Source organism: Haloferax mucosum ATCC BAA-1512 (assembly GCF_000337815.1).
In the GTDB taxonomy this organism is placed as follows: domain Archaea; phylum Halobacteriota; class Halobacteria; order Halobacteriales; family Haloferacaceae; genus Haloferax; species Haloferax mucosum.
Genome location: NZ_AOLN01000001.1, coordinates 88,887 through 115,451, shown reverse-complemented (window position 1 = coordinate 115,451; position 26,565 = coordinate 88,887). Strand labels below are relative to the sequence as shown.

The window sequence follows — 26,565 nt, the reverse complement described above, 5'->3', positions numbered from 1 at the left end:
CCCGTTAGTTTGCCCCGTGTTCCTTCCAGTGACGGGCGAGTTCGGCACAGGTTGCGACCCACGCACCATCGGTGTTGGTGACCGTTTCGAGCAGGTCGTCGAGCGCGTCGATGCGACTGGCTCGACCGATGACCTGCGGGTGCATCGTCAGCATGAACATTCGACCGCGACGGTGCAGGCCCTCGAACTCTGCTTCCCACGTGTCGAAGACGGGACCGACAGGCGAGATTCCCGACTGGAAGTCGAAAGTGGGCTTCATGTTGAATCCCCAGTAGACGAAATCGTCCAGCAGGAAGTGGTTGGGCAGTTCGACGAGTGGATGGTCGTCGCGTAGATACGGAATGTCAGTGTCCATCATCGACGAATCGTATATCATCCCCACCTCTTCTGCCAGTTCCAGCGTTTGGTCGGTTTGCCCGCCGCGATAGCCGAGTGGCGGTTCGCCGGTGAGGTCTTCGAAGAGTTCGACAGTCCGCAGAAACTCCGTCTGCTCTTGTTCTCGTGAGAGCGTCCGCGGATGGACGTGCGAGTAGGTGTGGTGTGCGATTTCGTGGCCGTGGTCGTGTATCTGTGTTATCGTCTCCGGCCACTCCTCGGCGACTCGACCGGGGACAAAGAAGGTACAGTGGCAATCGTGTTTGTCGAACACCTCCAGAATCCGGGGGACTGCGACCGTCGGCCCGTACTCGCCGCGGAATTCGAATCGTCCGAATCCTTCTTTTTGTTTCTCGCCCGCGCGCCAAAGCTGACCGGCGTCGAGGTCAAAAGTGAACGAAGCCGCAGACTGGTAGTCTCCCCACGGAGTCGCGTCAGACGACTGCTGTTTGAACTGTGACATCAACAAATTTAGGCCGACCTAAAACTTAAACCTTTTTGATAAAGAATTTTTATTCTGAAAATAAGCATACAGAGACGTTTCTACCGGCGTGTTCGTCGGTGATTCCCGACGGGATACGTCAGTTCACCGCGGTCGCCGCGGCATTCGAGACACCGAGAGACCACATCGTGGCCGACGCGTCGTAGTTATCGGGGCTGTTAGACCCATTTTTAGTCTGGAGGCCAGCAGAGCGCAGACGAACGCGTCTTACGACAGGTCGCGTTCTTCGATTCGGTCGTTCGCCCCCGAGATGTCGGCCAGCGACTCGCCCTCGTAGAGGCGGTCGATGATTTCGGCTTCCGTTCCGTCGTCCCCCGTGTAGTGTTCGATAACGTGGTCGAGTTCGTCACGAGGGACGAAGACGACACCGTCTTCGTTGCCGATTGCGACATCACCCGGTCGAACCACCGCGCCGCCGATCTGCACGGGAACGTTGATATCGCCGCCCAAACTCTGCCGCAGGCGGTAGACCGTTCTGTTGGACCTCGCTCGGGCGAAGACGGGAAAGTCGATATCTCTGATTGCGCCCGTGTCTGTCACCGAACCGTCGATGACGACGCCGCGTACGCCGCTCGCAACGGCCGCGTGTGTGGTGATTTCCCCCCACGGCGCGTTCGTCTCGTGGCCGTCCATCTGGATGACGATAACGTCGCCCGGTTCGGCGAGTTCGGTCGCCTTGTGGACCATCGTTCCATCGACCGGCGGAATTCGAACCGTCAGCACAGAGCCGACGATGCTCGCCGAACTCGCGGTTCGCATAAACTGCAGTTCCGGCGACGAGTGTCCGAAGTGCCGGTGGTGGCCGAGTTCGTTCGGGTCAACGCGTTCGAGGGCGCTCAGCTGGTCGTCGCTCGGGCGGTCGCAGTCGCCGATTACCATCGTCTCATCCTCATAACTCGATATTAATTTAGGCCAGCCTAAAAGTTAAAAGTCTACCGGCCACGAATAGTTCAGCGGGAGCGAAAGCGGTGTGCAGTTGGCACTCGCCCGTGACGATATTGGCGACTCGCTGGCGGTCGAGTCGCTCGTCTTCGGTGAGAACGTCGGGCGAGAGGCCCTCTGCGTCCAGTTCGTGTTGTGACAGTCACACAACCGGTCCCTGATACGATGCGCCCACGTCGCTGACGCGGTCGTTTTGGACGGCTCGAAGTTCGCTTCCGAGTTCGTGGTCAGTCATTGACTGGACGAACTTCGACTCGAACTTGTCGTCTGTCAGCCTGTGGGGTGGACTCAAGTCGCTCTTTGACTCATACTCGCCTCTTTATCCCCGGAGCGGTAACGACACCCGAGACCGTGAGTTCGTTGCTTCCGTTAAAACCGTCCGCCGAATCGGTTCGAGACAGAGAGTTAGCGCCGAACCTCGTCGCGCTCGACGACCCGGCGGCCGACGACGTACTCTCTGCGCTGTCGTCTGCGACCGCGAGACAACTTCTCGCCGCCGTGTACGACGACCCGCGTCCCGCATCGGAGTTGGCAGACGCGCTCGATACGACCGTCCAGACCGTCAGCTATCATCTCGACCGGTTGGTCGATGCCGACCTCGTCGAACCGGTGACGACGTGGGTCTCCGCGCAGGGCCGAGAGATGGCGGTCTACGGGCCGACCAGTTCGGCCGTCGTTCTCTTCGCCGGTGCGGAACGAACCAAGCCGCGACTGGCGTCGGGGCTTCGGACGCTCGTTACCGGCGTCGGAGCGACGCTGGTCGGGAGCCTCCTCGTACAGGCGCTTTGGACCCAGCGACGACCGCGTGTCCGCGTCGCCAACGCGCCGCAATCGCCAGACACCGTCGTACCCGCGTTCCTCGCCAGTTACCTCGACGGACCGGGCGCGCTCGTGCTTGTCGTCGGCGTGGTGCTGACGCTCCTCGTCAGCGTCGCAGTCGTGTGGACTCAAAGGCGCGCTTGAGTCTTACAGAGCCTAAAGATATCCCCGTTCGTTGGGAAGTATGTGCAACGAAGAACCCTCCTCGCCGCGGCCGGCTCCGGTCTCGCGGCGACACTCGCAGGCTGTACCGCAAGCGCAAACGACGACGGCGGCGACGACGATTCGACGCCGGAGCCGACACCGGAACCCGTCGATGCAGTCACCGTCGAGACCGGGGAGCTCCTCAGCGCGGTCGTCGGCGAGGCACCCACGAACACCGGCGGGATGCTCAAACCGCACCACGTTCGACTCACCAACCCCGGTGAAGAACCGTGGATTGCCAAGCTAGCAGTGTCGCCCGCGCTCGGGGACGGGCACGTCGAAACCTACGAACTCCAGACCGACGCCACCGTCGCCGTCGCCCTCCGACTGCCCGCCGAGTACGACGTGTCCGTCACCGACGTGCGCGCGGAGACGACGACGACCGAGACGATTACGCCCGAGAACTTCGACTGCAACGAGTCGTGGACGGCGTTTTCGCCCGGCGATGGCGAGATTTCGGTCGGCGGCGGCTCGACGCGGATGGCCTGCCAGCCGCCGGTCGTCTCAGCTGAAGACGCAGTGTCCGTCTCGGTCGGTGACGGCTCGTTGCCGGACGACACGACCAAACCGCACGCTGTGTCGGTGTCGAACCCCGGTGACGAACAAGAGTCGGTTTCGCTCTCGCTCGAAACGACCGACGAAACCGTCGCCTTCGGCGGGACGTACCAACTGAAACCGGGTGCGCGTCTCGACGTGGCGCTGACCGAAGCCCGCGACTTCGTCGCAACGGTCGAACGCGGCGTCGGCGATGACGGCGAGACCGTCTCTAAATCGGTCGATATCGACGCGTCGAACTTCGACTGCAACGCCTCTACGACGACCATCTCGCTCGCGGCCAACGGCGACATCAAGGCGACGACGATTTCGACGCTCATGTACTGCGGCGACATCGAAGGCAACGAGACGAACACATCGCAATAACGCCACACCCATCGTCTCCGAACCGCGGGTGGTCCCCCCGTCGTTCCAGACTCACTTTTTTACAGTGGCGAACCACTCCGCGCGTGGCTTCCATCCCCGAGCCGTGTTTTCGAACCGATAGACGCACTGCTCGACGCGATACCGAGGCGGAACGAGATGGATGAAAATATGAATGAAAATGAAACGACAGCCGTCCGGTTCCTGTCGTTCCACCGACCCGATTAGACCGTCAGTGCGGTCTCTATGTCCGGCGACGAAATCGCTCGCTTGACCGTCTCGGCGGCGGGCGTCGCTTCCGCGACGTTCTCCATCAGGACGGTCTCGCTCGGGAAGAGATGTTCGCCGAGAACCAATCCGTGTTCGCGCGCGGTCGAACCCGTCATCGTGAGGTACACACCGAGACCGGCGTCCGCGATTGCGGCCTCTTCTTCGGGCGCGCCGTTGGGGTACGCGAACGTCACGTCGTCGAGACACCGGGTCCCGAGAACCGCTTCGACGAGACGCTCGTAGCGGGGCGAGATACACAGGTCGCCCGCGTAGTCCGCGACGAAATCGCGGTCGAGGTCCGCACCCGGCGGGAGAATTTCGGGGTCGGCCATGAGCGTGTGGTAGACCGTATCACCGAGTCCGGAGACGACCCGAACGTCGGTGTCCATCGGGTCGATTCGGGAGTTTACGTCGTCGATACTGCCGAGTCCGTCGGGCTGGAGTTTGACGACCTCTTCGAGTACGAGGTCGGCGCTGTCGAATCCGAGCCCGAACTCGTGTGTTCGGAGGGCGCGAAACGGCTCTTCGCGGCCGACGAGGTGGATATTCACGCCGTCGAGTTCGAAGACAACGCTGTCGAAGACGATGCGCCGCGGCATCCCGTCGCGGTCGTCGCGCAGGAGCGTGTACTCCGGCGCAGTCGGGTCCGCGAGGTCGCTGTATTCCGCGAGGCGCTCGTACACGTCGTGTTCCGGATGGGTATGGGCCTTCGTGACCGACTTCTCGAATCGGAGTGTCGAGGTGATGTCGTCTGCCACCTGAGCGATGCTCTCGGTCGTGGCGAACCGTTCGAGCACCGCTTCGAGGGGGCGACCCTTCCGCGGAACGGCGACGCGCACCGTCTGTGTCATCACCGGATGGATGTGGTGGCCCGCTAAACAGGTTGCGCTTCGGGAAAACGCTGTGTCGGTTCGAAACCGTGAGACGGTCCGTTATTCGTCTTCGGGAGCGCCGCCCATGCCGGTCCCGAACGCGCCGGCGAGTCGCTCGCGGAAGGTTTCGAGTTCGGCGACAGTCTCGTTCAGGTCGTCGATGTCGTCGCGCAGGGCATCGAGGTCGTCGCCGGTCGCAACGTCTTCGATGCGCTCTTGAACGTCCGACAGGCGAGAATCAATCGACTGCTTCGTATCGACGATGTCGCCGTCGAGGGAGGCGATGTCCTCTCTGATTTCGCCCACTTCGTCGTGGAGCGTCGCCGCGGTGTCCTGTGCGTTGGACGTGTCTCGTTCGACGCCTTCGAGTCGCTCGGCCGCCTCGTCGAGTCGAGTCGAGAGGCTGTCGAGTCGTTCGTTGACGGTGTCGAATTCGGCTTCCCGCTCGGAGAGCGTCGATTCGATGCTGTCGAGGCGGGCCGACCCGGCTTGGATGTTGCGCGAGGCGTCTTCGAGGCGCTCGTCGTAGCGCTCGAACGTCTCGTCGTACTCGTCCAGCCGTTCGTCGTGGTCGTCGAATCGCGCATCGTGGCTCTCCAACCGCTCGTCGTACTGTTCGAACTGCTCGCCGTGCGCATCGAGTCGCCCGGCGTGACTCTCCAGTCGGTCGGTCGCCGAATGGACGTCCGACGAGAGCGATTCGAGACGGTCGCCGTGGTCGTCGAGGTGGCTTTGAGCGTTGGCGACGGTCGAAGAGACACGCTCGCTCCGTTCGTCAACCGCGGCAATCGTCTCTTCAGCCGCGTCGAGACGCGACGTCGCGTCGTCGACGGATTCGACCGTGTCTTCGACCACCGTGTCGAGCGCATCGAGGTCCGCTCGGAAGGCGTCCATCTCGGCGCGGAACTCGGAGACCAGCTCCTCGCCGGTCCCCTCCTCGTCGATGAACTCGGCGAGCGCGTCGGAGTACGCTTCGAGGTCTTCCATCTGCGATTGGAGGCGGCGGATACGAACGTCGGTGCTCCGACGCGTCTCGACATCGACCGCCTCACGAACCACGTCGAGGTCCGACTCGTCGGCCGTTCCAGCGCGTATTTCGGCCGCGAGAGCGGAGACGAGTCCGCCCTCCGCGGCCGCGGATACGGTACCGGTGTCGGTCGTAGGTGTCGTACTGGTGTTGGTACTGGTACTGCCACTGGTGTCGGAGTCAGCGTCGGTGCTATCGTCTGCACCCGACTCGACAGCCTCGGTGTCTGCGGTCTCGTCGTTTGAATCTGCTTCGTCGTCGTCTGACTCCGTTACCTCGTGGGCTGAATCCGCGTTGTCGTCTACATCCGGGTCTTCGAGGTGAGCGGTCACGGCCGGGGTCGTGTCGGTGGTCACCGCCCGCGGTTCTGGGTCGGGTCTCGTCTCGGGTTCTGCGTCGGATTCGGCGGTGGAGTCGACGTCGGTGGACTCGACGTCTCGACCGTCGGCCGCGTCGTCGAGAACCTCCGCGTCGGACGACGGGTGAGAGACTGGTTCGTCGGCGTCAGTCACCGACTCGCCGCGCGTCTCGTCGGCCGCCGCAGTTGTTTCTCTCCCATCGTCAGCTTCGAAGGCCGCCGCGAGGTCGTCGTCGGTCGGCGTGTTGTCCGTCGAAGCGCCCGCTTCGGCGTCGATGACTTCCCCCACGTCATCGGCGGCGCTCGCGTCAGCGCCAGCGTTTGTGTCCGCGTCGGCTTCCACCGGCTTCCGGTCGCCGGCGAGTACGTCGCGTACCAGTTGACTGCGGTCTTCCCCGAGGATATCGTCGATGTCTTCGGGGTCGATGCCGCCATCGGCGGGAATCCGTTCGAGGGTCGGCTCTTCGAGGAATTCGGTGCGGTCTTGGCCGTCGGTGATTCGGATGCCGTACACCGTCACGAGTTCTTCACCGGGGTCGAGCGTCCGCTCGTACTCGACGCGGTGGTCCTTGTAAGCGGTCCAGTTGTCGCTCTCGAAGTCGGGGTGGAATCCCACGCTCTCCATCGGGAACGACTCGGGGATACGGTCGATAACTCGGATTCGGGTCGGTTCGTCTTTCGACGAGTTGATGACGAACTTGATCGCGGGGACAGGGAACTCGTCGGCGGCGAAGGTTTTTTCGACCGTAACCTCGCCGTCCGAGACTGATGTAACCCCTTCGGACTCGCGGCTCATGGCCGCCACTTTCCCGACATCCATTATAAAACAACCGGGGAGTTGCCCCCGAGTCGTCGCCGTCTGTCGATTCGACGGTCAGAGTTCGTGACCCTCAGAAGACGAGATTGGTCGGCGAGCGTGACGGAGAGCGCGGTAGTTCCGAGTGAAAGCGACAGGAGTGAACAAAAATCGAGAGACGCCGGACCCGACCGAATCGATGCGGCCGACTACAAATCGACGCGGTCGCCGATTTCGACGAGTTCGAGCGAGCGCGGGGCGTCGAAGCTCTTTGCGTGGTGATGGAGCACCTTCGGGTCCGAGGTCATACCCTTCCACATGTCCCAGTGAGACGGGAGCAATCGGTCGAAGTCGAGGTCGTTCGCGGCCTCGATGACCTGATTTTCGTCGTTGTACCACTTCGTTCGGACGGGTTCACCGGTCTCTTTGTCCGCGATGTTGGCGACAGTCCCGAATGCGAGGACGCCGAGGTCGATGTCGTAGCGGTCGCCGAGGGCGTCGAACTCGTCGGACGGCTTGGTGTCGCCGCCGTGGAAGAATGTGCCCGAATCGTGCTCGAAGACGTACGAGACGGGATGGGTCGCGTCGGGGTCGTAGGCGGGTTCGACGTGAATCGTGAACTCACCGATTTCGATGGTGTCACCCTCCATAACCTCCTCGAACTGGTCTTCGGAGAGGTCGTAGTCGTCCAGCCACGCCTCGTCGTCGAAGGCGACAGAAAGCGAATCGTCGGGGGCGACGAACGTCGCGCCGGTGTGTTCGAGGATGGGCGCTTGGCTCGGGCCGTGGACGTGGTCGGTGTGTTCGTGGGTGGCGAGAACGGCGTCAGCCTCGGTCACGTCTTCGGGGTCGAAGGGGACGGGAACCATCCGAACCGTCCGCGGCGGGTCGCCGAGTCCCACGTACGGGTCGATGAACACCGTCGTTCCCTCGCTTCCTTTGAGTACGAAGCCGTTGCAACCCAGATACCAGATGGCAACCGTCTCGGGGTCGGCCGATTCGACCGCCCGCGGAAGCCAGTCACTCCAGTCGCTGACTGTCATAGAGACTACTCCTGTCGCCGGGAGACTAAGCGTTGCGCTCTCGGTGATACTGTGTCGGCGGCTACATCCCACCAGTCGCCAAAAGACAATATATGCCACAATAGATTGCAATCTAATATGTGAAATATACGGTTCTACCCCGGCAAACTATTTAGTGAATGCACCCGTGATTGAATACGTCATGCCAAGTATTCACAAGCAGACGGCAGATTTCTCGTCGATGGCCGAGACGATGCGTGCATGTGCCACGTGGGAGCCGGTCTCTCCCCTCGACGACGCACAGCGAACAGACGAATTCTGACGCGGATTCTCCCGCCGACTCCGAGCCGCCCAGTCGAATCGCCCCCACTTACGGAGACGCCGGTCGATACGGACCGTATGCGACGAGGCGAATCGGCGTCGTACACGGAATCGAAACAGTCACAGGAGAAGTCAGAACTGTCACGCGGAGCGTCGAAGCCGCCGAACGAGGTGTCTTTCACGTGCGCGTGAGCGTCATCGGCGGCGGCGTCGTTTCCGAACCGGTCGAATCGCTCGCAGAAACCGTCGGCCGAGAACTGGCACAGCGCGGTCACACAGTCGTTTGCGGCGGTCTCGGCGGCGTGATGGAAGCCGCGTGTCGCGGCGCGAAAGACGCCGGTGGCACGACGTTCGGTATCCTCCCCGGAGAAGACCGCGCCGACGCCAACGAGTTCATCGACCACGCTATCGTGACCGGACTCGGACACGCGAGAAACGCGCTCGTCGTGCTGAATGGCGACGCCGTCGTCGCCATCGACGGAGCGGGCGGGACGCTCTCCGAAATCGGCTTCGGACGCGTATTCGACCGGCCAATCGCCGGTCTCAGAACGCAACAAGTCGGGTCGCTCGACCGATTCAAATCCTGTGAGACGGCAGTGGAAGCAGTCGAGTTCGTCGAAGCCGAGGCGAGCGGCGCGACAAGCGAGTGAGGGTGTGCGGCGCGCTTTCAATCGAGGTCGCGTTCGACACAGTCGCGGAGGACATCGTCAACGACGGTCTCTCGGAACGTCTCCCAGTCGGTCGTCTCGGCCCAGAGGTGGCCCGAGTCGGTCGGTTCGAGCGCGTCCCGGCCCGTTTCGCGCTCGCGCGTGCGAACGTATCCATTCGCGCAGAGCGCTTCGACGGCGACATCGAGGCGCGGGCGGAGCGTGTTGGACAGTCGCTTTTCGAAGCGGTCGCCCTCCTCGTTGTTTCGAGCGACGCGCACGCAGAACGATTCGAACGGCGACCACGAGTCTTCGTCGCGCGCGCCGGCGACGATACCGTGGTGTTCGGCGCGCTCGCGGAGGATTGCGGCGACTGCTCGGCGAGTCCGAGGACGCGAGCGGGGCGGGCCGGTCGCCAACACGTGAAGGACGGTCGCTTCGAGGTCGCCGAGCGGCGACAGCGTGTGGCTTTCGAGCGTCAGCGTCGAACCACCGCTGACGAGTCCGTGGTCGTCGATGTCGGTGAGCCGCGTTTCGACCGTCTCGGCCTGTTGGACGAGTTCGTCGGTCGTCGCCGCAACCGGCTCGGCGGCGGACGAGAGGTGCTTTCGGGCGTCGAGATACGCGTCGAGGTGAGCTTCGAAGCGGTCGAGCGAGTCGAAAAGCGATATCGTCGCGTCGTCTTCGAACTTGCCGAAGCGAGCCTCGCAACTCGTGCGGAAGCGCGCGAGTAGCTCGTTAGGGTCCTCTTCGACCGCCGAGAGGAGTTTCGTCTCGGCATCGAGCCACGATTCGAGCGCGTCGAGGACGACGGTCGGGTCGCGCGTATCCGACGGGTCGGGGTGCGGTTCGTCGGCTTCGACGAGGTCCGCGAGTTGCTCGCGGGCGCGGCCGACGTAGGCAGTCATCGCACCGAGCGGCGACTCGTCGTTCGAACCCGCGGCACGTGTGAATCTGCTGTCGCGCCGCCCGTGTGACTCGCCACTCGCCTCCGCGAGCGCGTGGCGAAGGTCGCCGAGTGCGAGACGAAGCGGTTTCGCAACGGCGGCGGCGGCGGGACCATCGGCGACGCGGCGGAAGTCGGAGAGTGCCGAGGCGGCTGTTTCGGCCTCACCGACGAGTCTCCGGAGGTCGGCAATTGCGGCGAGGTCGCGGCGGTCGTCTGCCGGGACGGCCAAGAGAACGACCGCGTCGCGGGGTATCTCGCCGCTATCAACGAGCGCGGTCCGTGCGGCGTAACACGCGGCGGCGACCTGCGGCGGCGCGCTGGCGAGGTTCACGTGAACGTCGCCGTCGGCCGTCGCTTCGCGTAGCAACTCGGTCGTCGCGGCGTACAACTCGGCGAACGGTGCGTCGAAGGGGAGTCGTGTTTCGTCGATATCTGCAAACCGCCCCGAGAGTCGTTCGGAGACGGCCTGCGCGACGTGTGCACTGGCCCGCGGAGCGCCAGCCGCACACTCGTCCGGGTCGCGACCCTGCTCGGGGTCGGCCTCGTCACGGACCAGACGAACCCGGTCGGCGTCGAAGTCGCCGGTTTCGAGCGGGGTGACGACCCGCTGGACATCGAGTCCAAGGACGGAAAGGTGGGTCGTCGGCATCTATCTGTCTCATTCGCTACCGGTACCCTGAATGTTGTGGTGATTTCTTCTGCTGTAGTGGTAATCTGGTGTCTTATAATCAAACCATCGACAGGTACGCGTGGCGACCGACGACGCCGACTCCGAATACGGTGATGCCGAGCACCATAGTTGCGCCGAGAACCGGGATAACGGAGAGCATTGTACTTCCGATTGCGCCGACGAGAAGCGACACGCCGAGCGATGGGGACCGGCCCACGGCAGGCTTCACGACGAGAGACCCGAGAAAAACGGTTGCGACAGCGCTCCCGATAACAATCAAGACGACGAATACCAGCACCACCACGACGACGAGAAGCAGACCCAAAAGCGGGATAAAGCTACTCAGGATGAGCACCACAAATGCAAAAAGAGAGACTCCCAAGCCCCAGACAAACGACCGACCCGGGTTGCTCCGGATTTCGGAGATCGAGTTGCGGGTGTAGTCGGGACCAGCGGCGACGAGAATGCCACCGAAGACGAGGTTGAGAATCAGACTGAACCCGATACCGACTATCGTCGAAGTCTCCGGCACGGAACCGAAGTGCTGTGCGGCGGCCGTCCCCGCGAGCGCGAGGAGACCGAGGAGGGACAGGAGAGTGGTCAATGGTTTCCGTTGGGGAACCATACCCGATGGTGAACGGTTCCCGACAATAAAGGTATTCCGAATGACAGGTCCGGCGACCGAAAGAAGTCAGGACGGAGTCGCGGCGGATGGCTCCCCGACTATCTCACCACGTGCCGTGGAAGGTGTCGAATTCGAGTGAGTCGAGAGGTTCGTCACCGACGGCGATGCGGTACTCCTGGGGCGTGAGCATCGGCTTGTGGAAGCGCGGTCCGTCGTCGGTCGTGATGCGCGGACAGCCCGTGTTGACGAACGCGTCCATGTCGAAGTTGCGGAGCCGGTCCGGCGTCACCTCGTCCATGGTGATGAGGTAGGCGTTTTCGTTGTCTTCGAGAATCTTCTCGGCGATCTCCATGCGGCCCTGTCCGATTTTGGTGCAGAAGATGACGCCCCACTTCTCGGCGTCCATCGCCTTGTGGACCGACGCGTAGCGCTGTTTCATGAACTTCCGCGTGTCGGCGATGGTGACGACGTTGTTGACGGGGTCGGCGATGATGACGTTCTTTTCTGGGTGTTCCATCGCAAGGCCGAGCGGGTGGAACTTTCCGCCACCGACGTAGAGGACGTTGTCGGCCGGTATGTCTGCAGAGGCGTAGTTGCAACCAAGCACCTGCCCCTCGTAGGTGAGACGGTCGTCACCTTTGCGGGTTTGGACGGTGTAACCGCGCTCTTCGAGCCAATCGCACATGTCCTCGAAGCGGTTCATATGTTGAGCCGTCGTGACGAGACCGACTTCGTCGCCCTCGATTTCGTCGAGCGCGTCCTCCATGATGGGGAACGGGTCCACGTTGGAGAAAAGCGGCACGTAGATAATCTTGTCAGACTCCTTCATCGGAGAGTGACCGAAGTGGACGAACACGTCGGTTCGGCGCATCAGATAGGTGTCGAGGTCGCACGCGCCGTAACACGGCTGTCCCGAGAGCATGAACGTCACGTCGTCGTCACAGAGCTGTCGGAGGTCGTCGGCGACGGCCGGACCACGGCGTTTCAGCCCTTCGGGGAACTGCAGGCCGACGCGACTGGCGTCGCGTTCTTCGACGGCTTCGACGATGCGTTCGAGTTCGTAATCCCACTCCCGGTCGTGCTTGAGCGACATCCCGGTGTTTCGAAGGTCTCCCTCCGAGGAGGCGTCCTGACTCATTGAGGCTCCCTAACGGACGAAGCGGTTTAACGACGGTGTTTTCCCACGATTGGGCGTCACACACCCCCACACGACCATATTTCAACGAATTGAATCGACCCGACACAAGAGTGCGAACCAACGGCGAGAAGCGGTCCCGATCGAAGTCACACCGGCGTCAGTAGCGCACGACCCCACATTTGATTGGCTCGCAGTTACCCGGTTACTCTTCCGTCACTCGGGGGTTGAAGCCGTGCGACGGCATACTGTGGCCCATGGCCGACATTCCCCTCGAACACGTTCACGTCGAACCGTCAGCGCCGAGTGACGGGCCGGGACCCGCAGTCGTGTTACTGCACGGACGCGGGTCGAACGAACAGGACTTACTCCAGATTGCACAGCGGTTCCCCGAGAACCTGCACGTCGTAAGCTTTCGCGCGCCCGACGAGCTACAGGGCGGCTACACGTGGTACGAACTCGACCTTTCGGCGGGCGGTCTCCACCAGAGTCAACCGCACGCCGAGCAGTTCGATCGGTCGCGCGAACTCGTCCGCGACGCCATCGGTGGCGCAATCGACCAGTACAACCTCGACCGTGACCGAATCGGCTTGCTCGGATTCAGTCAGGGTGCAATCACCAGTCTCTCGCTTCTCCTCGACAATCCTGACGACTACGCGTGGGTCGTCGCGCTCCACGGCTATCTGCCCGCGTCGCACGCCGACCTCGACCCCGAAGGAATCGCCGGGAAACCAGTCTTCGTCGGGTCGGGCGCGCTGGACCGCGTGATTCCGTCGTCGCGGGCGGAACACGCCGCCGACCGACTCCGCGAACTCGGTGCGGACGTAACGTCGAACGTGTACCAAGCACCCCACGGCGTCGGGGCGGACGAGTTAGCCGACATCGTCGCGTTCGTCGAAACGCAGGTCTAACCCCCGATTACTTCGCTCTTCGGCAGGTTGAAACCGTTCGACGCCTAACGCGCGGTTATGAGCACGCAGACGACGCGGCTCGAAGAACTCGGGCGCGAACTCGGCGAAGCCATCGCTGACCATCCGAAGTACGAGGCGTACGAGGAAGCGAAGGCGGCCGTCGAAGCCGACGACGACGTTCAAGAGCTTATCACCGAGTTCAACCAACTCCGCGAGGAGTTCAACGTCGCCCGTCAGATGGGCGAAGCGACCCAAGAAGGCCTCCAGAAGGTCCAAGCCGCCCAAGACGAACTCCACTCCGAACCCGTGATGGAGGAGTACCTCCTCGCACAGGCCGAACTCGTCGGCGAGTTGGAGAAGATCAATCAGGCCATCTCCGAACCGCTTTCGGTCGATTTCGGCGGGGAAGCCGGCGGTTGCTGTCACGACTGAGGAGACAGCCGCCTCGGCCACCGCGGTTTCACGCGGCACGGACGTGGGCTTGTTTTCGCCGTAGGTTCAAATACGAGACCGGCACCAGTCCGGGCTATGTTGGCAATCGCTGGCGGCAAGGGCGGAAGCGGCAAGACCACCACGACGCTCGGACTAGCGAGTGCGCTCGACGGTCCCGTCCTCGCGGTTGACGCCGACAGAGACATGCCGAATCTGCACACGATGGCCGGTGTCGAACGACGCGACGACGGTGGAGCGAGCGATGCCGTACTCGAACCGACGGTCCACCAGCACCCGACAGACCAGACGGTGTCGGTGTTGCCGGCACCGAGCGGGACCGACGACGAGGCGTTCGAGGAGTGGTTGGAGTCGATTGCGGCCGACGACCGAACGACGGTCGTCGATTGTCCGGCCGGCGCGGGACCCGACGCCGCAACACCGCTCCGCGTCGCCGACGGCGTCGTCGTCGTGACGCCGTTGTGCGCGCCAGCGCTCCGCGACGCGGCGAAGACGGCCGCGATGGCGCGTGCGCTCGGGACGCCCGTCATCGGGTGTGTCGTCACCCGCACGCGAGTCGCACCGGATGCGGTCGCCGAACTGGTCGGCGCGCCAATACTCGGAACTGTCCCTGAAGAAACATCACCAGTACTCACTCAGCCAACAGTTCAAGCCGCCTATCGTCGGATTGTAGACAATATATCGGGGAAGAAGTAATATGAGTGACTGTCTTAGCCACAGGCATGTCTCGACTGGCGACCGGTATCGACGTTCTCGACCGTCAACTCGACGGCGGGATTCCGGCGGGGAGCGTCGTCCTCCTCGCGGCCGACCCGGCCAGCCAGTCCGAACTCTTCTTGTACGAACTGACGACGACCCGCGGGACCCTGTGGTTGACGACGTTACGCTCCGACGTTGCCGTCGAAGACGCGCTCGACCGGTGTCCGGGGGCGACCGGAAGCCCGACCATCCGGGACGTCGGCGGTGACGCGCCGCTCGATGCGGCGAACAAACTCGTACGCGACCTGCCCGAGGGGGCGAACCTCATCGTCGATGTCGTCGATACGCTCGAACGGAACGAGGGACCGCGGTATCGGAAGTTCCTCAATGCACTCCAGACCCATATGGTCAACACGCGCGGTCTCACCGTTCTCCACGGACTCAAAGGCGAGACAGTGCCCGAGAACCGCGACCTGACCGAGCACATGGCCGACATCGTCTTCGACCTCGAAACGAAAATCGACGGCTCGGAGATAGAAAACAGGCTCGCCGTTCCGAAGTTCCGTGGCGGCCGAGCGCTCGACGAGACCATCAAACTCCGGCTTGCAGAGCGGGTCACGGTCGATACCAGCCGCGACATCGCGTGAGTCAGCGCCCGGTCAGAAAGCGAAGAACCCGAACGTACCGAGCGTGACGGCGACGATGAGTCCGACCCAGACGCGCACAGAGAGCGCCGCACCGCGGGTAAAGACGTATGCGAAGTACGGAGCGAGCGGCGAGAGACGGTAGACGAACGAGACATCGACGCCAGCACCATATTTGAGCGCGAGCGTCAGGCCGACGGTACAGAGCCCGGCGGCGAGTGCGACTTTTACGTCGGTGAGGTCGCGGAGGTCGTGCGCCGCGGTGTCGTCTGTCGAAGCCATAGCTACGAAGCGGTCGGAAGGCGAGTATCAAGAAGCCGCCGATTCGCGGGAGGCGGCGGAAGTCCTCGCTTACTCTTCGTCTGCGTCGTCGAGTTCTGCGGCGAGTTCGTCGGCGTCGATATCGACGTCCTCGATTGCTTCTTCGATGTCAGCGCCGCCTGCGCCGCCCATCATACCGCCGAGGCCGCCCATGCCACCCATGCCGCCCTCGATGGTCTCTTGGACGATGACGCGGTCGATGTCGAGACGCTGCATGATGTCCTGCGCAATCTGCTGTTTGGAGAACATCCACTGCTGGTTCATCGTCATCTGCGGTGTCGCCTCGATGTAGAGCGTGTCCTTCTCGACGGTGACGGTCTCCGTCTCGGGTTCGGCGTCCTCGTCCTCGTCGTCGGACTCGACAACCTGCTCTTCTTCGACTTCGTCCGTCTGAATCCAGACGTCGGGAGCCTGCTGGAGGTACATGCCGAGAAGGCCGGAGGCCTGCTCTTCGCGGTCGTCGACAAGGTCGAGAACCTCGTACTCGTATTCGAGGTCCTTGCCCGCGAGGGGGTGGTTGAAGTTGACGCGGGCGCGACCTCCGATGATGGTCTCAAGACGACCCTGCTCGCCGTCGATCTGGACCTGCGCACCGGGGTAGCGGTCGTCTTCGTCGATCTTGTTGGCGCTGACCGTGCGCACTTCGTCTTCGTCGTACTCGCCGAAGGCGTCTGCCGCCGGAATCTCGACGGTATCCTCGTCGCCGACCTCGGCACCGATCAGGGCGTCGTCAACCTCGGGGAAGACGTGGCCCGCGCCGACGATGACGACGCGAGGCTCAAATTCGTAGCCCTCGACGTCGATTTCGGCCTCTTCGGCCACTTCTTCACTCGTAGTATCGACGACGTCGCCGTCTTCGACCGTTCGAACCGTGTACGCGAGGCGAACGAAGTCGTCGTCCTGAATACCGGACTCGACGTCTTCATCGACCTGCTCGGCCTCCGCCTGCTGTTCGTCACTCATACACGCTACGTGATTCGTGCGACCCTTAAGAATCACGTTTCGCCGGCGGGACGTGTCCGACACGGACGCCCGTCAGAAAATCGACCCCGAGACCCCGTGTACGGCGAATCGTTTATATCAGTGTCAATAGTTATAATACTAGTGGTGTGTTCACATGGCACAGACAGTTCTGTTCGTCGGGTTTCTCCTCGGAGCCGCACTGCTGGCGCTCATCGTGTTCTTCACCGGCCGGGGGCGGCGACACTACACCGTCACCGCCGTCCCGACCGGGGGCGGGTCACGTCGGGACACGGGGAGGCAGTGGTCGAAGGACCCGACGGTGCTGTCGCTCGTATTTTTGCTCGTGACGTTCGGCTTCGGCGCGATTGCGGTGTTGTTCATCGGCGGGAGCGGCATCCCGGACGAAGCGACGAACGTCGCGGGCGCGGCTCTCGTCACCGCGACGGTCTCTGTCGTCGTTTCCTACCTGTTCTACGGGACGTACCACGCCGCGCGCGGAAGGGGACTCAAGCGCTCGCAGGCGGCGCTCGCGGGGTCGTGGGTCATCGGCGCGCTGTTTATCATCGGCGTCACGCTCAGGTTGTTAGGGTTGCTCTGAGATGGCGCTCTCGTACACCGGTCGCACCGAGGCGCGGCAGATTCCGACGACGTGGTGGCTCGCGGCGCTCTGTTGGTTCGAACTCCTTGCCGTCGCCGCATACCTTCACGCCGCGCCGGTTCGAGTGGACGAACTCCGGTACGTCATCTACCCGTTCGTCTGGATAAACGTCGGTATCGCGGCGCTGTGCTGGACGGAGCGACCGACCGCCGACCGCCGCGTCGAACTCGTCGCGGGAGTCGTCGCCGTCGCGTACTTTTTCGTCCTCGCGTTTCTCGCCGGACTGCTGTCCGTGAACGTCGGCGCGCTCGTCGGCGACGGACACGTTCGCGCCGCTGGACACGCCGGCGGACCCGCCGGCTGGCAGTTCGCGCTCGGCGCACCGGGATGGGGACCGCGCGTCGGCTACGCCGGGACGGTCGTCTCGGCAACCGTCGTTCCGTATCGCGTCGTCGGCTATCTCGCGCTTTCGTACCTCGTCTACGTTGCGACTCTCGACGCCGCGCGCACGGCGCTTTCGGGCGCGCTGGGGTTGGTGACGTGTGTCGGGTGTACGGTCCCACTCGTCGGCGGACTCGCCGCGGGGGCCGCCGGTGGAACCGGCGTCGTGAGCGCGCTCCGTGTCCTCTCGGTCGATGTTTCGACTGCCGTGTTCGTCGTCGCCGTGGGCGCACTGATGTACGGGCCGAAAACGGTAGCGTGGCTCCAGCAATGACCCGAAGTTCGATTCCGCGGCCAGCCCTGCGGTCGCTTGTTCGGGGCGGACTCGTCGGTCTCGCGGTGCTGGCGCTCACACTCCTCGGTCTCGTCCGACCGGTCGCCGCACACGCCGGGTCGCTCGCCGGATCGCTCGAATCCGTCCGCGCGCCGTTCTGGCTCGTCGTCGTCTCCGGCGGCGGCGTCGTCTGTGTCTCGTTTCTCCTCTCGGCGTTCGTCACCGACGACGAGTCGCTCGGCGCGTTCACTCGATTCGGCGTCGAAATCGGCGAGTCGAGCGCGATTGTCGCCGCCGTACTCCGGTTTCTCGGCGTCGCCGCGCTCGTCGCAGTCGTCGGATTCTCACTCGCCGGTCCGTCAGTCGCGGTCGCAAACGCGGGCGTGCTCCTCGTTTGGGTCGTTTGGTGGGCGGGCTTTACCATGCTGACGTATCTCGTCGTGGACGTGTGGCCGCTCGTGAACCCGTGGCGGACGCTCACGGCGACGCTCAGCCGCCAGATTCAGACACTTCAGCACGCGTCTCGTTCCTACCCTTCCCGTCTCGGGTCGTGGCCGAGCGTCGTCGGCCTGCTCGGTCTCGTCTGGCTGGAGGTCGTCAGCCCGCTGGCGGCGAATCCGCGGGCGCTCGCCGGTGTCGTCGTCGCCTACTCGCTCGTGACTGTCAGCGGCGCGGTCGTCTACGGCGACGCGTGGTTCGAACACGCAGACCCGGTGGCGCGTGTCTTCCGTCTCTACGGCCACCTTGCGCCGATACAGCAGACCGCCCGTGGACTCTCGGTCACTCTCCCCGGGTCGGGGTTGGCGCGCTCCCGCGAGCGAATGGGAACCGATGACGTGGCCTTCATCGTCGCGCTCCTGTGGGTGACCACCTTCGACGGACTCGTTTCGACCGTCGCGTGGGAGCGCGTCCTCGACGCCGCGACACCGGTTCCCGCATGGGCTGTGAACCTCATCGGCATCGTCGTGGGCTTTCTCGTGTTCGTCGCGGGCTACCGACTCGCCTCGCTGGCCGCTCGACGAACCGCCGAGACGTACGTCACGACTGCGTTCATCGCCGGGTGGTTCGCACCCGCGCTCGTCCCAATCGCCGCCGGCTACCATCTCGCGCATTTCTTCGGCTACGTCGTCGGTCTCGCACCGGCACTGGCGGCGGTCGCGCTCAACCCGCTGTCGCCGCCGGCGGGTATTACCGTCTTCGTCGTCCCCGCGTGGTTCGGCAGTCTCCAGCTCGCGTTCGTCGTGTTGGGGCACCTGTTGTCGGTCTGGGTCGCACACGTCCGCTCGTTCGACGTGTTTCCGGGCCGGTTACAGCCACTCCGGAGTGAGTACCCTTTCGTCGCCGTCACGATTTGCTACACGGTGGCGAGCCTGTGGGTCGTCGCCCAACCGACCGTCGGGGGTGTCGCCTGATGCGTTCGCTCGATGACGGACGGTCGAAACGGGTCGGAGACGACGCCACCGTGAGTGAAGAACGCTCCAGCGCAGGTCAAACATCGAACGAAGAGAGACACACCGTGGTTCCCGAAACAGCCGTGCCAGACGGTGAAACGCCTGCGGCGACCTGTCCATACTGCGACCGCCCGTTTCGACGGGCGCGACTCCGTGACCTCCACGTCGGCGAGATGCACGAACGGCGGTCCGCGAGCGACGAAGCCGCCTATCGGGACGCCGTCAAAGCCGAAGACGAAGCCCTCTTTCGCTACCACCTGAAGGTCGCCGGTGCGCTTGGCGTCGTCTTTACCGCGCTGTTTCTCCTCGCGGTCGTCGGCTTCAGTGTGTGACTCGGCAGAACCCTGTGTGTCAGAAGTCGGGTGGGACTACGCGTCGTGTTCGTTCCCGCCAGCGGACCCCGGTTCGTTCGGGTCCGGCAGGCGCATCACGACCGCGGTGAGCACGGCGACGCCGACCAGCGCGATGCCGCCGCCGACCGCGATGACGAGTGTTGACGCGCCGACGGCCTCTGCAACGAGAAGCGCCGCGAGTCCGACGACCACGGCACCGAACGCGAGAACGAGCACGAGCGAGCTTCGTTTCATGACCAATGGTACCACACCAACCTCAAAGAAAGTATGCGCGTGTGTGAGTCGGTAGAAAATCCGAGAGTGACGAGAAGTGAGTCGAAGAAAGCGACGGGAGAAGGTCGAAGGAAGTGACGGGGGAAGGTCGAAGGAAGTGACGGGAGACGGAACGGCAAAAAGAACACAACGAGAATCCGTCGCTCAAGTCGCGTTCTCGCCGCCGTGGGCGGCGGCGACGACCAGCGCGAACACGGCGAGCGAGATGACGAGACCGGGACCGACGACGAGTGGTTCCGTGAGTTGGCCGGGGACGACGCGCGTCATCATGAGAGTCACGCCGACGCCGACGGGGACAGCGAACAAAAGCGCATAGGCGACCGCGGCGAGAGTCGAGTGGTGGGCGTCGGGGTCGGCCGGTTGGTGAGCAGACATCGTTACAGGAGCGAGTACGACGCCGCGAGCGTGAGCGCCAGCGCCGCGATGAGTCCGATACTGACGAGATACGTCAGCGAACGCGGTTCGAATCGGAGGTGCTGGAAGTACGCCGCGACGAGCACCGCCTTCGCCGCCGAGAGGACCATGATAACGCCGAAGGCGAGCCAGTAGTTCAGTCCCGCGAACTCGACGAGAACCTGAATCGTCGCCGAGACGAACAACACCGCGTAAATCGCCGTGTAGAGTTTTGTTGATACCATTTTGGTCACCTCACAGGATGTAGAAAAGCGGGAAGAGGAACAGCCAGACGATGTCCACGAAGTGCCAGTAGAGACCGAAATACTCCACCGAACGGCTGTCTTCGAGGTACGCGCCCCGCCATGCACGCGCAGTCAGATACAGTGCGATGATGAGTCCCGCGATGACGTGGGCGGCGTGAAGCCCGGTCGTGAGGAAGAACGTCGAAGAACGGACGTTCGTCGAGAGCCAAATTCCCTCGTGGAAGAGGTGTTGCCACTCCAACCCCTTGTTGACGAGGAAGCCGATTCCGAGGACGAACGTCGCGCCGAGGCTCGTCACGAGCGCCCCTTTGTGTTGCTTTTCGGCCGCAACGAGCGCGAGAACGACCGTGAAACTACTCGTCAGCAGGATGTAGGTGTTCACGAGACCCGGAATCGGGTCCGACGGAATCGGCTCCCATCCGGTCCACCCGAAGGCAAAGCGAGTGAAGACGTAGGCGCCGATGAAGCCGCCGAACAGCACCACGTCGGACGCGAGGAATATCCACATCCCGACTTTGCCGTTGTCGATGCCGGAGAACGGCCACGCCTCGCCTTCCTCGAAGACCGGGCCGTGGAACGGCTCTAAGCCCATGGCAACGAGTGAACCGAGAGTGACGACGCCGCCACCGACGGCCGTCGTCGCGTACGCCGCGCCGGCCATCCCACTCGGGAACGCCGCCTCTTGAAGCGGCGACAAGCCGAGCAGGACGAGAAACGCCCCGAGAGAGAGCACGAACGGCCAGATGCTCGCGTGGCTCGGTCCCTCGACCGCTGTCGATTCGACGGTCGGTAGCTCGGTTGAAACCGCCGTCTTCGACGACGCCGCGATGCCGCCGTCGGCGGAGACGGACGAGCCGGCGGGCGTGTCGGAACGGTCACGACGCGGAGCTATCTCGCCCGCCTCGATGACTTCGAGGTGGCCGTTCCGGTAGGTCGGCGTCCCGTCGAAGTTTTCGAGCGGCGGCGGCGACGGCACCGCCCATTCCGCGGTGTGTGCGTACTCCCACGGGTTGTCTGGTGCGGGGTCGCCGACGAAGGCGCTCTTGAACAGGTTGTAGAACATGACGAGAAACGACAGTCCGAGGACGAACCCGCCGACGGTGGCGAGTTGGTGCCACGGCGCGAGTTCGGGCGCGTAATCGAAGACCCGCCGCGGCGTCTCCCACGCGACAAAAAGTGGGAAGTACAGTAGATTGAAGCCGACGAAGTAGATGGCGAAGTGAACCTTGCCGAGGAACTCGTCGTACATCCGGCCGGTCATCTTCGGGAACCAGTAGTAGAGACCGCCGACGAGCGCCGTGACGCCGCCGACCATCACGTAGTGGAAGTGAGCGACGACCCAGTAGGTGCCGCGGAACTCGTAGTCGAGGACGACCGCGCCGAGGAAGACGCCGGTGATGCCGCCGATGATGAACAACAAGAGCGCTCCGAAGACGAACAGGAACGGCGTGGTAAAGCGTATCTTCCCCTTCAACATGGTGTAGATGAGCGCGAACACCATCAGGTCGAACGGGAGCGAGATGCCGATGGTGGTTATCATAAAGAGCGTCTTCACCTGGAGGTTGATGCTCGTCAGGAACATGTGGTGCATCCAGACGGCGAAACTCTGGATGGCGACGAGGACCATCGCGATGATGAACCACTTGCGGCCGACGATGCGGCGGCCCGTGAACGTCTGGAACACTTCGGCCATGACGCCGAGCGCCGGGAAGAACACGATGTAGACCTCGGGGTGACCGAAGAACCAAAACAGATGCGTCCAGAGGAGCGCGCCCGCCGGCGACTCCATGGCGAAGTAGGTCGTCCCGAGCAGTCGGTCCGACGAGAGCACCAAGAGCGCCGCCAAGAGCGCCGCGAAGGCAAAAAGCATCATCCAGACCGTCAGGAGAATCGTCCAGCTAAACAGCGGCAGGCTTCGGAGTGTCAACCCCTCGGCTCGCATGCGGTGCATAGTTGTCAAGAAATTGACAGACGAGACGGTGACGGAGGCGACGAACAACACGAGTGCCAGCACCGCGGTCGAAGCCCCGACATCGGGCGTAAACGTCGGGACGCTCAACGGCGCGTACATCGTCCACCCACCCGAGAACGTCCCGCCTTGGAAGAACGAGACGCCGAACAAGATGCCAGAAAAGAGATACAGCCAGTAGGAAAGCGCGTTCAAGCGCGGGAACGCGAGGTCTTTCGCCCCCATCTGGAGCGGGACGATGTAGTTGGCGAAGCCGAAGGCGAACGGCGAGAGGAACCAAAAGACCATCAGTAACCCGTGGGCCGAAACGGCCTGATTGTATGCGAGCGGGCCGAGAATCGTCTCGCCCGGCCCGCGCGGGACGAGCAGTTGGATTCGCATCAGCCACGCGAGAACGCCGCCGAGAACGAGGAAGAAAAGCGACGTGACGATGTAGAGAATCCCCACGTCCTTGTGGTTCGTCGTGACGAACCAGCGTTTGATGCTCCCGGTCCCGGGAAAGTCGTGGCCGTGGTCGTCGGTTACTGTCCCACCGTCGGTTCGTTCGGGATTCGTATCAGTCATACTACCACCTCGGTCAGTCGGCCCGCGTTCGCGGGTGCAGTCGGTTGGAGCGCGTTCGTGTCGGCTGAGTGAATCGCGCTGGTGTTCTCACTCGACTGCGTTCCGTTCGTGCTCTCGTACCAGGCTTCGTACTCGTCGGGCGGCATGACGATGACCTCCGCGGACATGAACGAGTGGCCAGCGCCACACAGTTCGTAACATTGGGCGGTGTAGGTCCCCGTCTCGTTGGCGGTGAACCACGTCTCCGTCTCCTGGCCGGGTATCGCGTCCGATTTGACGCGCAACGCCGGGATGCCGAAGTTGTGGAACACGTCCGCCGACGTCAACGTCAGTCGGACGGGTTTGTCGGCCGGAACTCGCAGAACGCCGTCGGTGGTGTGTCCGTTCGGATACGTAAATCGCCAGCCGAACTGGTAGCCTTCGACCTCGACGTGGAGTGAGTCCTCCGCCGACGGTCCCTCTTCGACGTACAGAAGCGTCAGATACGTCCACGAAATCAGCGAGACGACGATAACCATGCTCATAAAAAACGACGTGAACAACTTCCGGCCCCCACCACCACCTGTCGGCAACTCGCCGACGGTAAGCCGATCCGCTTCGTCGAAGTCCCCGTTTCCCGACCCGAAGCGGTACTTGTAGGCGTTATACAACATATACCCCAAGACGACGACACCGACGAGCGTTCCGAGAAGCAGGAACACCTCGAAGATGCTGTCGAAGACGACCGCTCGGGACCCCCTCGGGACGATACCGCTTTGAAGCGGGACCGAACTACCGAACCCACGAGCCATGACCATTGTCAACACCACCCAAATAAATTAATTAACGTTCATGATGATTACTGTTTCGGAGAAATCGGGGATAGAACGACGGTTACCAGTTCGGTGAGACGGAAAGACGGAGCTATCGACGCGAAAAACGGAGAACCGACGGCTGACGGGGCAGTCTGCGGCGGACTACACTCGGTGCTGTGGAATCCCCCCGAACCGGTCGAGCGCGTAGCCGAGGGACAGGCCGTAGACCCAGTGGCCCAACAGCGAGAACACGATGAACGAGGTAGTGATAAACAGGTCCGCGCTCGGCCAGAACGCGGGGACGAACCCGGCCCAGTACAACGTGGCGAACGAAACACCACGGAGGTAACCGGGCGACTCCGGCGGGAGGAACGCCCCAACGACGACAAATGTCAACGGCAGGACGACGACACCACCGATTCCGAACAGAAGAACCCCGAGCAGGAGCGTCGGTTCGTACCCGAAAAACGCCGCGAACCCGGCGAATCGGGTGATTGGTTCCGTCACGAACAGGCCGAGTAGATCGGGAATGCCGACTAGAACGGGGAGCATCAGGACCGTCCCAACGAAGCCGCCAACCATCGCCGTGAAGATGACACGACCCGTAATCTCGTGGTCCACCACCTCACCGGTGGGTTGCTCTACCGCCGCTGGCGTCGGTGTCTCTTGACTCATGTTCCCGTCGTACTACGGTCCCACCCATGATAAAAGGTATCAAATGCCACAATTTGGTGGTGCCGACGCACCTCGGGAGAGCGGTTCGAGTCGGCAGAGACGACAGAAAGTCACCGCGCTTTTGCCAGGCGAGCGCGCCGACGAGAGTATGTACGAAGTCGAAGTCAAGGTCCGCGCCGACCACGAGACGCTCCGAGAACGACTCGAGTCGGTGGCCGCCGAGCAGGTAAACCGCGTCGCGCAGACGGACACTTACTACGACGCGCCGCACAAGGATTTCGCGGCGACCGACGAGGCGCTTCGGCTCCGCCGCGAGTCGCGCTACGAGGGAGACGAGGTCGTCGCCAAAACGACCGTCGTCACCTACAAAGGGCCGCTCGTAGACGAGTCGTCGAAGACGCGCCGCGAGTACGAAACCGGCGTCGAAGACGGCGAAACGATGGACGCCATCTGTGAGGCCGTCGGGTTCGAGCCTGCCGCGACGGTCGAAAAAGAGCGCGAGCGATTCGAACTCGACGGCTACACCGTTTCGCTCGACGCCGTCTCCGGTCTCGGCGAGTTCGTCGAGGTCGAAATCGAAGTCGAGTCCGGCGTGGACGCGGCGCGCGAGGGTGCCTTCGACGTGCTTCGGACGCTCGGCGTCGAACCCGACGACCAGATTCGAACGTCCTATCTCGGATTGTTGCTCGGTGCGTCCGAAGAGTGACGACAGAACCGACCGAACCCGCGTTTCGAAGGCCGATACTGTTACGTCATATATAATTCCCAACAGTAATACGCGATTCGAGGAAGGTTTCCGCAAGTTATAGAACCGCCCGCCGGGTACTCCCGGCAATGAGTGACCGAAACATCCGCCTCGAATCCGCCGACAAGCGCGCGGTCGAGGACCAAGAGGTCGAAATCGTCGAACGAAAGGGAATCGGGCACCCGGACTCCATCTGCGACGGTATCGCCGAGAACGTCTCCCGCGCGCTCTCGAACCTCTATCTCGACCGCGTCGGGAAGGTTCTGCACTACAACACGGACGAAACGCAACTCGTCGCCGGAACTGCCGCACCCGCATTCGGCGGCGGCGAAGTCATCGAACCCATCTATCTCCTCATTGTCGGCCGCGCCACGAAAGAGTACGACGGGCAGAAGCTCCCCGTCGATTCGACGGCGCTCCGTGCCGCCCGCGAGTACCTCAACGAGAACATCCCCGGACTCGACGTGGGGACGGACATCATCGTCGATGTGAAACTCGGTGAAGGCTCCGGCGACCTGCAGGACGTCTTCGGCGAGGAGACCCAACAGGTCCCGATGGCGAACGACACGAGTTTCGGCGTCGGTCACGCCCCGCTCACCGAGACGGAGCAAATCGTCCTCGAAGCCGAACGCGCCCTCAACGGCGCGCGCTACGGCGACGACCACCCCGAACTCGGACAGGACATCAAACTCATGGGCAAACGCGAGGGCGACGTCATCGACGTGACCGTCGCCGCCGCGATGGTCGATAACTACATCGAGACCCTCGACGACTACATTGCGGCCGTAGACGGCGTCCGCGAGTTCGTCACCGACCTCGCAACCGAGTACACCGACCGCGAAGTCAACGTCGAAGTCAACACCGCCGACGACTACGAGGAGGGCTCTATCTACCTCACGACGACCGGCACCTCGGCCGAGCAGGGCGACGACGGCTCCGTCGGTCGCGGCAACCGTGCCAACGGTCTCATCACGCCGAACCGCCCGATGAGCATGGAAGCGACCTCCGGCAAGAACCCCGTCAACCACATCGGGAAAATCTACAATCTACTTTCGACTCACATCGCCGAGACGGTCGTCGCAGAGGTCGATGGCATCCGCGACCTGCAGGTCCGCCTGCTCTCACAAATCGGCCGCCCCATCGACGAACCGCACGTCGCCGACGCGAAGGTCATCACGGAGCCGGGCGTCACCATCGCCGACATCGAAGACGAAGTTACCGCCACTATCGACCGCGAACTCGCCAACGTGACGGACATCACGCGCCGCACCATCGAAGGCCAACTCAGCACCTTCTAAGAGCGAATCGACGCGAATAACGGGCGTCTTT

Annotated in this window: 29 protein-coding genes; 13 read left to right on the top strand and 16 right to left on the bottom strand. The window is 63.0% G+C overall.

Going from position 1 to position 26,565, the window contains the following annotated elements; all coding sequences use genetic code 11:
* Positions 1-4: 4 nt before the first annotated feature.
* Entirely contained in the window at positions 5-838 is an 834-nt protein-coding gene (locus C440_RS00540) for a polysaccharide deacetylase family protein (RefSeq protein WP_008317224.1), read from the bottom strand.
* A gap of 246 nt (positions 839-1,084) precedes the next feature.
* Positions 1,085-1,756, bottom strand: coding sequence for an RraA family protein (locus tag C440_RS00535; RefSeq protein WP_008317222.1), 672 nt, complete (start codon positions 1,754-1,756; stop codon positions 1,085-1,087).
* A 414-nt stretch (positions 1,757-2,170) separates the two neighbouring features.
* Between C440_RS00535 and C440_RS00530 the strand changes: the two genes are divergently transcribed.
* Both C440_RS00530 and C440_RS00525 read left to right on the top strand, forming a co-directional pair.
* Positions 2,171-2,782: an ArsR/SmtB family transcription factor gene (locus C440_RS00530; RefSeq protein WP_008317219.1), complete on the top strand. Its 612-nt coding sequence runs from the start codon at positions 2,171-2,173 to the stop codon at positions 2,780-2,782.
* A gap of 42 nt (positions 2,783-2,824) precedes the next feature.
* Positions 2,825-3,763, top strand: coding sequence for a hypothetical protein (locus C440_RS00525; RefSeq protein WP_008317217.1), 939 nt, complete (start codon positions 2,825-2,827; stop codon positions 3,761-3,763).
* Between the two features lie 221 nt (positions 3,764-3,984).
* Here C440_RS00525 and C440_RS00520 read toward each other — a convergent pair whose 3' ends face one another.
* From C440_RS00520 to C440_RS00510, 3 genes are all read right to left on the bottom strand, one after another.
* Positions 3,985-4,881 carry a hypothetical protein gene (locus C440_RS00520; RefSeq protein WP_008317215.1) on the bottom strand — a complete coding sequence of 299 codons (897 nt, stop codon included), beginning with the start codon at positions 4,879-4,881 and terminating at the stop codon, positions 3,985-3,987.
* 81 nt (positions 4,882-4,962) lie between these two features.
* A complete protein-coding gene (locus C440_RS00515; RefSeq protein ID WP_049915083.1) occupies positions 4,963-7,083 on the bottom strand; it encodes a hypothetical protein in 2,121 nt (706 codons plus the stop codon).
* Between the two features lie 209 nt (positions 7,084-7,292).
* The gene (locus tag C440_RS00510) at positions 7,293-8,126 is read right to left on the bottom strand and encodes an MBL fold metallo-hydrolase (protein WP_008317211.1); all 834 of its coding nucleotides are present in this window, start codon (positions 8,124-8,126) and stop codon (positions 7,293-7,295) included.
* 482 nt (positions 8,127-8,608) lie between these two features.
* On the opposite strand from C440_RS00510, the gene C440_RS00505 reads away from it, so the two are divergent.
* Positions 8,609-9,076 carry a TIGR00725 family protein gene (locus C440_RS00505; RefSeq protein WP_049915118.1) on the top strand — a complete coding sequence of 156 codons (468 nt, stop codon included), beginning with the start codon at positions 8,609-8,611 and terminating at the stop codon, positions 9,074-9,076.
* 17 nt (positions 9,077-9,093) lie between these two features.
* On the opposite strand, the gene C440_RS00500 is transcribed toward C440_RS00505, so the two are convergent.
* From C440_RS00500 to dph2, 3 genes are all read right to left on the bottom strand, one after another.
* On the bottom strand, positions 9,094-10,671 hold the full coding sequence (locus tag C440_RS00500; protein WP_008317209.1) for a DUF6293 family protein: 1,578 nt from the start codon (positions 10,669-10,671) through the stop codon (positions 9,094-9,096).
* 79 nt (positions 10,672-10,750) lie between these two features.
* Positions 10,751-11,317, bottom strand: coding sequence for a hypothetical protein (locus C440_RS00495; RefSeq protein WP_049915082.1), 567 nt, complete (start codon positions 11,315-11,317; stop codon positions 10,751-10,753).
* Positions 11,318-11,420: 103 nt separating this feature from the next.
* The gene (dph2, locus tag C440_RS00490; protein ID WP_049915080.1) at positions 11,421-12,455 is read right to left on the bottom strand and encodes a diphthamide biosynthesis enzyme Dph2; all 1,035 of its coding nucleotides are present in this window, start codon (positions 12,453-12,455) and stop codon (positions 11,421-11,423) included.
* 254 nt (positions 12,456-12,709) lie between these two features.
* Here dph2 and C440_RS00485 point away from each other — a divergent pair, with 254 nt between their 5' ends.
* The 4 genes from C440_RS00485 (at position 12,710) to C440_RS00470 (ending at position 15,159) form a co-directional block, all read left to right on the top strand.
* Positions 12,710-13,363: an alpha/beta hydrolase gene (locus tag C440_RS00485; RefSeq protein ID WP_008317204.1), complete on the top strand. Its 654-nt coding sequence runs from the start codon at positions 12,710-12,712 to the stop codon at positions 13,361-13,363.
* A gap of 57 nt (positions 13,364-13,420) precedes the next feature.
* Positions 13,421-13,795, top strand: a complete 375-nt coding sequence (locus tag C440_RS00480) for a YlbF family regulator (protein ID WP_008317202.1) — start codon at positions 13,421-13,423, stop codon at positions 13,793-13,795.
* A 96-nt stretch (positions 13,796-13,891) separates the two neighbouring features.
* Entirely contained in the window at positions 13,892-14,509 is a 618-nt protein-coding gene (locus C440_RS00475; RefSeq protein ID WP_008317201.1) for a nucleotide-binding protein, read from the top strand.
* Between the two features lie 26 nt (positions 14,510-14,535).
* Positions 14,536-15,159 carry an RAD55 family ATPase gene (locus C440_RS00470; protein WP_008317199.1) on the top strand — a complete coding sequence of 208 codons (624 nt, stop codon included), beginning with the start codon at positions 14,536-14,538 and terminating at the stop codon, positions 15,157-15,159.
* Positions 15,160-15,171: 12 nt separating this feature from the next.
* Here C440_RS00470 and C440_RS00465 read toward each other — a convergent pair whose 3' ends face one another.
* Positions 15,172-15,438: a hypothetical protein gene (locus C440_RS00465; RefSeq protein ID WP_008317197.1), complete on the bottom strand. Its 267-nt coding sequence runs from the start codon at positions 15,436-15,438 to the stop codon at positions 15,172-15,174.
* Positions 15,439-15,507: 69 nt separating this feature from the next.
* The gene (locus tag C440_RS00460) at positions 15,508-16,440 is read right to left on the bottom strand and encodes an FKBP-type peptidyl-prolyl cis-trans isomerase (protein ID WP_008317196.1); all 933 of its coding nucleotides are present in this window, start codon (positions 16,438-16,440) and stop codon (positions 15,508-15,510) included.
* Positions 16,441-16,594: 154 nt separating this feature from the next.
* Between C440_RS00460 and C440_RS00455 the strand changes: the two genes are divergently transcribed.
* From C440_RS00455 to C440_RS00440, 4 genes are read left to right on the top strand one after another with little or no spacing between them, the layout of a single operon-like run.
* Positions 16,595-17,038 carry a hypothetical protein gene (locus tag C440_RS00455; RefSeq protein ID WP_008317195.1) on the top strand — a complete coding sequence of 148 codons (444 nt, stop codon included), beginning with the start codon at positions 16,595-16,597 and terminating at the stop codon, positions 17,036-17,038.
* 1 nt (position 17,039) lies between these two features.
* Positions 17,040-17,753 carry a DUF7546 family protein gene (locus C440_RS00450; RefSeq protein ID WP_008317194.1) on the top strand — a complete coding sequence of 238 codons (714 nt, stop codon included), beginning with the start codon at positions 17,040-17,042 and terminating at the stop codon, positions 17,751-17,753.
* Positions 17,750-19,165 (top strand): hypothetical protein, encoded by a 1,416-nt coding sequence (locus tag C440_RS00445; protein WP_008317193.1) that lies wholly within the window; start codon positions 17,750-17,752, stop codon positions 19,163-19,165. Before C440_RS00450 ends, C440_RS00445 begins: the two co-directional genes overlap by 4 nt.
* A gap of 50 nt (positions 19,166-19,215) precedes the next feature.
* Positions 19,216-19,536, top strand: a complete 321-nt coding sequence (locus C440_RS00440; protein ID WP_152417814.1) for a DUF7410 domain-containing protein — start codon at positions 19,216-19,218, stop codon at positions 19,534-19,536.
* 36 nt (positions 19,537-19,572) lie between these two features.
* Here C440_RS00440 and C440_RS00435 read toward each other — a convergent pair whose 3' ends face one another.
* The 6 genes from C440_RS00435 to C440_RS00410 all read right to left on the bottom strand — a co-directional run bounded on the left by C440_RS00435 (position 19,573) and on the right by C440_RS00410 (position 24,491).
* Entirely contained in the window at positions 19,573-19,791 is a 219-nt protein-coding gene (locus C440_RS00435; protein WP_008317190.1) for a hypothetical protein, read from the bottom strand.
* 183 nt (positions 19,792-19,974) lie between these two features.
* The gene (locus C440_RS00430; protein ID WP_008317182.1) at positions 19,975-20,205 is read right to left on the bottom strand and encodes a hypothetical protein; all 231 of its coding nucleotides are present in this window, start codon (positions 20,203-20,205) and stop codon (positions 19,975-19,977) included.
* A 2-nt stretch (positions 20,206-20,207) separates the two neighbouring features.
* The gene (locus C440_RS00425) at positions 20,208-20,468 is read right to left on the bottom strand and encodes a cytochrome C oxidase subunit IV family protein (protein ID WP_008317181.1); all 261 of its coding nucleotides are present in this window, start codon (positions 20,466-20,468) and stop codon (positions 20,208-20,210) included.
* Positions 20,469-20,478: 10 nt separating this feature from the next.
* Positions 20,479-23,022, bottom strand: coding sequence for a cbb3-type cytochrome c oxidase subunit I (locus tag C440_RS00420; protein WP_008317180.1), 2,544 nt, complete (start codon positions 23,020-23,022; stop codon positions 20,479-20,481).
* Complete coding sequence (gene coxB, locus C440_RS00415; RefSeq protein WP_008317179.1) at positions 23,019-23,813, bottom strand: cytochrome c oxidase subunit II; 795 nt, start codon at positions 23,811-23,813, stop codon at positions 23,019-23,021. Before coxB ends, C440_RS00420 begins: the two co-directional genes overlap by 4 nt.
* A gap of 165 nt (positions 23,814-23,978) precedes the next feature.
* On the bottom strand, positions 23,979-24,491 hold the full coding sequence (locus tag C440_RS00410) for a DUF6789 family protein (protein WP_008317178.1): 513 nt from the start codon (positions 24,489-24,491) through the stop codon (positions 23,979-23,981).
* Positions 24,492-24,639: 148 nt separating this feature from the next.
* Between C440_RS00410 and cyaB the strand changes: the two genes are divergently transcribed.
* Complete coding sequence (gene cyaB / locus C440_RS00405; RefSeq protein ID WP_008317177.1) at positions 24,640-25,197, top strand: class IV adenylate cyclase; 558 nt, start codon at positions 24,640-24,642, stop codon at positions 25,195-25,197.
* Positions 25,198-25,325: 128 nt separating this feature from the next.
* Positions 25,326-26,534, top strand: coding sequence for a methionine adenosyltransferase (locus tag C440_RS00400; protein ID WP_008317176.1), 1,209 nt, complete (start codon positions 25,326-25,328; stop codon positions 26,532-26,534).
* Positions 26,535-26,565 lie beyond the last annotated feature (31 nt).